At 60.5% G+C, this 7,264-nt stretch carries 2 protein-coding genes; both read left to right on the forward strand.

The genetic code is table 11. The annotated features are described in order from the left end of the window. On the forward strand, positions 1-4,908 hold a 4,908-nt coding region (locus tag ACFQ6H_RS29560), incomplete at its 5' end, for an amino acid adenylation domain-containing protein (RefSeq protein ID WP_378650398.1). Between the two features lie 272 nt (positions 4,909-5,180). Next, positions 5,181-7,264 (forward strand): amino acid adenylation domain-containing protein (locus ACFQ6H_RS29565; protein ID WP_378650400.1); only part of this gene is annotated, 2,084 nt, incomplete at its 3' end.

Below are 7,264 nucleotides of genomic sequence, written 5' to 3' on the forward strand. Positions count from 1 at the left end.
GATGTGATGGTGGCGTACGAGGCTCGTTCTCGGGGTGAGGTGCCGGGGTGGGCGCCGCTCGAGGTGCAGTATGCGGATTACGCGTTGTGGCAGCGGGAGACTTTGGGGTCGGAAGATGATGCGGGGTCGTTGATTTCGCGTCAGATCGGGTTCTGGGAGTCGGCGTTGTCGGGGTTGCCGGATCAGTTGGATTTGCCGGCGGATCGTCCGCGGCCGGCGGTGGCGTCCAATCGTGGTGCCAAACACGCTTTCGTTATCGGCGCGCCAGAGCATCATTCTTTGAAAAAAATTGCGCGTGAGTCGAATTCGTCGTTGTTCATGGTGGTACATGCGGCGTTGGCGGTGTTGTTGTCGCGGTTGTCGGGGACGTCCGATATTGCGATCGGTACTCCGGTGGCGGGTCGTGGTGAGCAGGTTCTCGATGATTTGATCGGGATGTTCGTCAATACGTTGGTGTTGCGGACCGAGGTGGATTCTTCGGAGTCGTTCTCGGGTTTGTTGGGTCGGGTTCGTGAGGGTGATCTGGGTGCATTTGCGCACGTAGATCTGCCGTTCGAGCGGTTGGTGGAGGTGCTCAATCCGGCGCGGTCGCAGGCGCGTAATCCGTTGTTCCAGGTGATGCTCTCGTTCCAGAACATGGAGCAGTCGGCACTTCGACTCGGTGATCTGACAGTTTCGGGCATCGACGCGAATACGGTGGCGGCGAAGTTCGATCTGCAGTTGACGATGGTCGAGCAGTTCGACGAGTCCGGTGCCCCGGCCGGGATGGCGGCGCAGTTCACGTACGCGACGGATCTGTTCGACGAGTCGACGGTGGCAGGATTTGCCGACAGGTTCGGGCGCATCCTTGCTGAGATCACTGTTGATCCGTCAGTTCGGTTGGGTGATATCGACGTACTGACGGCTGCTGAGCGCAGCAACCTTCTCAGCTGGTCCGCTGGTGGGCGCACAGCGTTGGCAGGCGCGTCCTTGACTGCGATGTTCGAAGAACAGGTTGGACGGGCGCCTGATTCTCTTGCCGTCGAGTGCGATGGCGAGGCGCTGACCTATGGGGAGCTCGACGCCTACGCAAACGTGGTGGCCGAGCGATTGACGGCGGCCGGCGTCGGTCCGGATGACGTCGTCGCGTTGATCGTGCCGAGGTCGGTCGAGTGGGTCGTAGGTATGTTGGCGGCGTGGAAGGCGGGTGCTGCGTACGGGCCGATCGATCCGTCGTATCCACAGGATCGGATCGAAGCGATAATCGCTGACACTGGCGCCCGATGTGCGGTGAGTACGACGACTCTCGATCTGGCGGTGGACGTCATCGTCCTCGACAGCATCATGCGCGATTCGCCGATTGTGGAGGGGCCGACGGATCGATGGCGTGAACTCGGGGCGGGGGACCGCTTGGGGTATGTCATTTCGACATCCGGTTCGACGGGTCGTCCGAAGCCGACGTTGGTGCCGATGGCCGGCATCGAGAACACGGTGGCCTGGTATCGCAGCGAGTTGCCCGAAACTGGTGGTCTTCTGATCGCGTCGTCACCGAGTTTCGACTTGACGCAGAAGAACGTCTGGGCAGCGTTGAGCAGCGGTCGGACCGTAGTGCTTGCCCCAGACGGTTTCGACCCCGACGCAATCGTTGCTCGCGTCGGGCACGGTGACGTTGCAGTGGCGAACATGTCACCTAGCGCGTTCGAAGCCGTGGTGGATTCCGACGAGGTTTCTGCTCTGAGCGCTTTGGCTGTTGTATTCCTCGGGGGCGAGTCGATTCGGCTCAGCCGTCTGGGGAGGTTGCTGTCGGCCGGAGTACGCGTGGTGAACAGCTACGGCCCGACGGAAGCGTCGGACGTGGTCTCGTTCCATGCGGTGACCGCGCACGACACTGTCAGCGTGCCGATCGGTGCGCCGGTGCCGAACATCGATCTGTTCGTTCTGGATCGTTCGTTGGGGCTGGTGCCACCGGGCGTGATCGGTGAGTTGTACGTCGGTGGTGTCGGCGTCGGTCGCGGGTACGGGAACCGAGCGGCGTTGACTGCGGAACGTTTCGTCGCCAACCCCTTTGTGGTTGTGGGAGAGCATGAATCAGGCGGCGGTAGTAGGTTGTATCGAACGGGCGACCTGGTCAGGTGGAACGGTCGGGGCGAGCTGGAGTACGTCGGCCGATCGGATTTCCAGGTCAAATTGCGGGGGCAACGCATCGAACTCGGCGAGATCGAATCTGCGCTGATCGCGCACGAGACGGTTGCAGACGCGGTGGTCGTCCTGCACAGCGATGCTACGTTCGGCGACAGCCTGGTCGGGTATGTCGTGGGAACTGTAGTGGACGCGTCGGAAGTCCTGGAGTCGGCCCGGGCCGTGCTTCCGGCGTACATGGTGCCGTCGAAGGTTCTTGTTCTCGACGAGCTTCCTCTCAATGCGTCGGGCAAGTTGGATCGAAAGGCACTCCCGTCACCGGTATTCGAGGCAGCGGAGTTCCGGGCGCCGGTCACCTCGGTGCAGGAAATTGTTGCGTCGGTGTTCGGCGATGTATTGAACATCGAGCGGGTGGGTCTGGATGACGATTTCTTTGCGCTGGGTGGCAATTCGTTGATCGCTACGAGGTTGGCGGCACGGTTGGGGCAGGCGCTTGATGCTCAGATCCCGGTGCGCGTGCTGTTCGAGAACTCGACAGTGGAAGGTTTGGCGGCAGTAGCGCAAAAGACTGCAGGTTCCGGCGCGAGAATGGAGCTGGAGGCGCGGGAACGCCCAGAACGCCTCCCTCTCTCCTTGGCGCAGCAGCGTATGTGGTTGATCAACCAGATGGATCCCGGTTCTGCGGCATACAACATTCCGTTGGCACTGCGATTGACAGGGAACTTGGATGTCGCAGCCTTGCGCCAGTCTCTTCACGACGTTTTGGTTCGACACGAGTCGCTCCGTACCAGCTACCCGAGTGACATCGAAGGCCCGGTTCAGAAAGTCGTCGCGATCGACGAACTCCTTTCGCCTCTCGAGACGACTCAGGTAGACGACGAGGCGGCGGCGTTCAATCGCGTCGTGGAGTTGGTGACGACCGGATTCGACGTAGCTCAGGAAGTACCCGTGCGCACGGGGTTGCTCGAGTTGGGGCCGGCAGACTTCATATTCGTCTTGGTCGCTCATCACATCGCCGCTGACGGTGAATCGATGGCACCTCTGGCCCGAGACATGATGGTCGCCTATGAGGCTCGAGTGCGCGACACCGCGCCGTCGTGGACGCCGCTGCCTGTTCAGTACGCGGACTTCGCAATCTGGCAGCGCGAAGTGCTCGGTAGCGTCGACGAGGTCGGCTCACAGGCTGCACGGCAACTCGACTTCTGGCGGCGGACGTTGAACGGTGTGTCGTCGACGCCCGGATTGCCTTCCGACCGTCAGCGACCCGCGCAGATGTCTACAAGGGCCGGTGTTTCGGAGTTCTCCGTCAACGCGGAAACGGCGACGCGGCTCAACGAGATTGCGCGCGAACACAACGCCACATTGTTCATGGTTGTGCACGCTGCGCTTGCAGTTCTCATCGCACGGTTGAGCGGTAGCCGAGATTTCGCGATCGGAACGGTTGTAGCCGGGCGAGGTGAGCAGCAACTGGACGACATAGTCGGAATGTTCGTCAACACGCTTGCACTCAGGACCGCTCCGGATCTCGGAGCAGGATTCGGCGACTTGGTCGCGCTCGTCCGAAACGTCGATCTGGAGGCATTTGCGAACGGAGACATCCCGTTCGAGGAAGTAACCGGCGCCTTGTCGGCGTCAGCGAACGAGCTTTTCCAGGTTGCACTGTCGGTCGAACCGATGGCAGGAGCCGAGTTCAACCTGCCGGATTTGAAGATCACGGCAGTCGAGGGTGTGGAGGCGACGGCGAAGTTCGACCTCCAACTCAATCTCAGTTCTGATCCGATAACAGGTGGATTGCTTGGCCATTTGGTATTCGCCGCCGATCTTTTCGACCAAGTGACCGCCGACGCACATGTCGAGCGATTCGTACGCGTTCTAGATCGGGTGTCCTCGGATCCTTCACGTCCGATCGGTGACATCGAACTGCTCACCGACTCCGAACGAGCAGAAGTCCTCGGCTCCGTGGACACGACGCCACCCCCGGCAGTTGGTGCTTCGACGGGCAGACTCGTGCCACAGCTATTGGCGAACTCCGTAGAGGCTGATCCTGACGCCGTCGCAGTCGTGTGCGATGAAGAGGAAGTGACATACCACGAGGTCGATGCACGATCATCTCGCCTTGCGCGCCATCTCATCAGTCTTGGGATCGGCCCGGGCGACGCAGTTGCGATGACAGGGCTGCGTGGCATCGAACTGGTAGTGGCGATCTGGGCGCTGTCCAAAGCCGGCGCGGCAGCTCTGGTAGGAGCTACAGGAGTAGCACGTGGGACAGAAACGGCTCCGAGTGTGGCCTTGGCGTTGATTTCGGGTGAGGCCGAATCTGACGTACCGCTGGACACGAGCCTCGACTTGGACCAGCCAGATGTTATCGAGTTGGTGGCGTCGTATTCGAGTCGTTCCGTGAACTACGCGGACCGGGTTCGTCCGCTCAATGTGGACGACGTCGCAGTCGTGGTTACCGGATCGGCCTCTGACCAGATCACCCAGGGAGAGCTCGCGGCGAAGTTGGATGCCATGTCGCAAAAGCACGACGTCGACTACGAATCGCGTTTGATGTACTTCGGTCCCGACGACGATGAAACATCGGTTCTAACGATTCTGCTGGCAGGGGTAGTGGGTGGCGTCGTCCTTGTGTCCTCGGAAGATTCTCGGAATGCCGATGTGCACGGCCTCCTCGAGGAGGAGTGGGTTTCGCACGCGGTAGGTCAGACAGACGTCTTCACAGATGTCGTCGAAGGAACTTTGCCTGATCTACGCCTGGCGTGTGATCCCGCGACGTGGACTCTGAGCTGACGCCGCCGTTCTCGAAGTAGATAGACGCCCTTATCCCGAACAGTCCGATGATGTCCACTCCTCGACAGCTGTAACAATGGTTCGGTGTGTCCGATCAACTACTGGGGTCATACCGGGACGTCGAACTCGATTTGCCCAGGTCAAGGGTAGAACCTCGGAAGTGATCGGATTCCCGCGAATACCGATCGAACTGCAGTACCAAAGCGAAGGTGAAATGTCTTGACGCAGCACGAGCTCCTCCATCACGCCGTTCGAGCGCAGGTCGTGGCCGCATGAGCGCCGATGGTGTGACGCCGGATACCTCTGCTACCCGCAAGAGTCGACGGGAGCGGCCCACCCGCACTCGCCGAGCGAGGACATTGTTGCTGCCCCAGTTGCTGGCGGCGGCCGTCGAGTTGGATCCTTCGAGGGAAGCGTTGCGATTCGAGGGGCACTCACTTTCCTACGCCGAATTGGATGCGCGGTCGTCTCGCCTGGCTCGTATGTTGATCGCCGGCGGTGTAGGTCCGGAGGACAGGGTTGCCGTGTCCATCCCGCGGTCAATCGAGTCAGTGCTGGCAGTGTGGGCAGTCGCGAAGACCGGTGCAGCTTTTGTGCCGGTGGATCCGAACTATCCGTCTGACCGTGTTGCGTACATGATCGAGGATTCGGGTGTCTCGGTCGGCTTGACCGTCGGCGAATTAGATATTGATTTGCCATCGTCTGTGAGGTGGATCGCGATCGATTCTCTCGAGACGACGCAGGCATCGGAAGCGATGTCCGGCGAACCGGTGGCGTATTCGGACCGTGTTCGCACTCTGCGAACCGAACACCCTGCATACGTTATCTACACCTCAGGGTCGACTGGACGTCCGAAAGGTGTTGTTGTCACGCACGCAGGCCTGGGCAATTTGCTGAGTGAACAGGCCGAGCGACTTGGTGCCACAGCCCAATCGAGGGTTCTGCACTTCGCCACCCCCAGCTTCGATACTTCGCTCTTCGAGCTGTTGCTTACCATCGGTTCCGGCGCGACGATGGTTATCGTTCCGACGACCGTTTACGGGGGTGACGAGCTCGCGGAACTATTGAAAACCGAACGCGTCACGCATGTGGTGGGAACCCCGTCAATGTTGGCATCTGTGGATCCCTCGGGGTTGGATTCCATCGTCACCGCTGTAGTCGGTGGCGAGGTATGCCCACCTGAGCTTGTTGCACGGTGGGGACGGGACAGGGCCTTCTACAACGGATACGGCCCAACCGAGACGACTATTGTCACCAACATCAGCCCGAAACTGGCACCAGGTGACCGCGTGACAATTGGTGGACCTGTTCGCGGGGCTTCCGCCCTGGTTCTGGACTCACGGTTACAGCCAGTCCCAGTCGGGTCGACAGGAGAGCTGTATCTTGCCGGGCCTCAGGTTGCGCGCGGGTATCACAATCTGACTGGTATGACTGCCGATCGTTTCATCGCGAATCCGTTCGGAGCGCAGGGCGAACGAATGTACCGCAGTGGTGACCTCGTACGCTGGGTCATCGCAGAAGGCGGCGCGCGGGATCTCGAATACGTCGGGCGATCTGACTCCCAATTGAAGATTCGCGGCTTCCGGGTCGAACTCGGAGAGATCGACGCTGTTCTTGCATCTCATCGAGCGGTCGACTTTGTTGCAACCCTCGGTCGCAAGCTCGCCAATGGCGAGCAGGCGCTGGTGGCGTATGTGCTGCCGCGAGCGGGAGCCGAGATCGACGTCACGGAACTGCTCGACGTCTGCAGACAAGAATTGCCCAGGCACATGGTGCCCGCCTCTGTCGTTCTCATCAGTGAGATTCCGTTGACACCCGTGGGCAAGTTGGATACCGCCGCGTTACCGGATCCGCTTTTCGAGTCTCGTCCGTTCCGTGCTCCTTCTACTGAGGATGAGATCCAGATCGCCACGGTGTTTGGCGAACTGCTCGGGACGGAGCAGGTCGGAGCGGATGACGACTTCTTCGAGCTTGGAGGCAATTCGCTTATAGCAGCGAAGCTGGCAGCGCGGTTGAGTGCTGTCTTCGACGTGCGGGTACAGGTCAAGACGTTGTTCGAGTCGTCGACGGTGTCGTCGCTTGCCTCTGCGCTCGCAGCTTCCGCTGGGCGTGCGCGTGTGGCGTTGACTGCTCGGGTGCGTCCGGTGCGGGTGCCGTTGTCGTTGGCGCAGCAGCGGATGTGGTTTTTGTCGCGGTTTGATGCTGTGTCGGGTGTGAACAATATTCCGATTGTGTTGCGTTTGTCTGGTGTGGTGGATGTGGCGGCGTTGGGTGCTGCTGTGTCGGATGTTGTTGCGCGGCATGAGATTTTGCGGACGGTGTATCCGGAGTTCGAGGGGGTCGGGTTCCAGCAGGT

This window comes from Rhodococcus sp. NPDC056506, assembly GCF_042794945.1.
Classification (GTDB): Bacteria; Actinomycetota; Actinomycetes; order Mycobacteriales; family Mycobacteriaceae; genus Rhodococcus_F.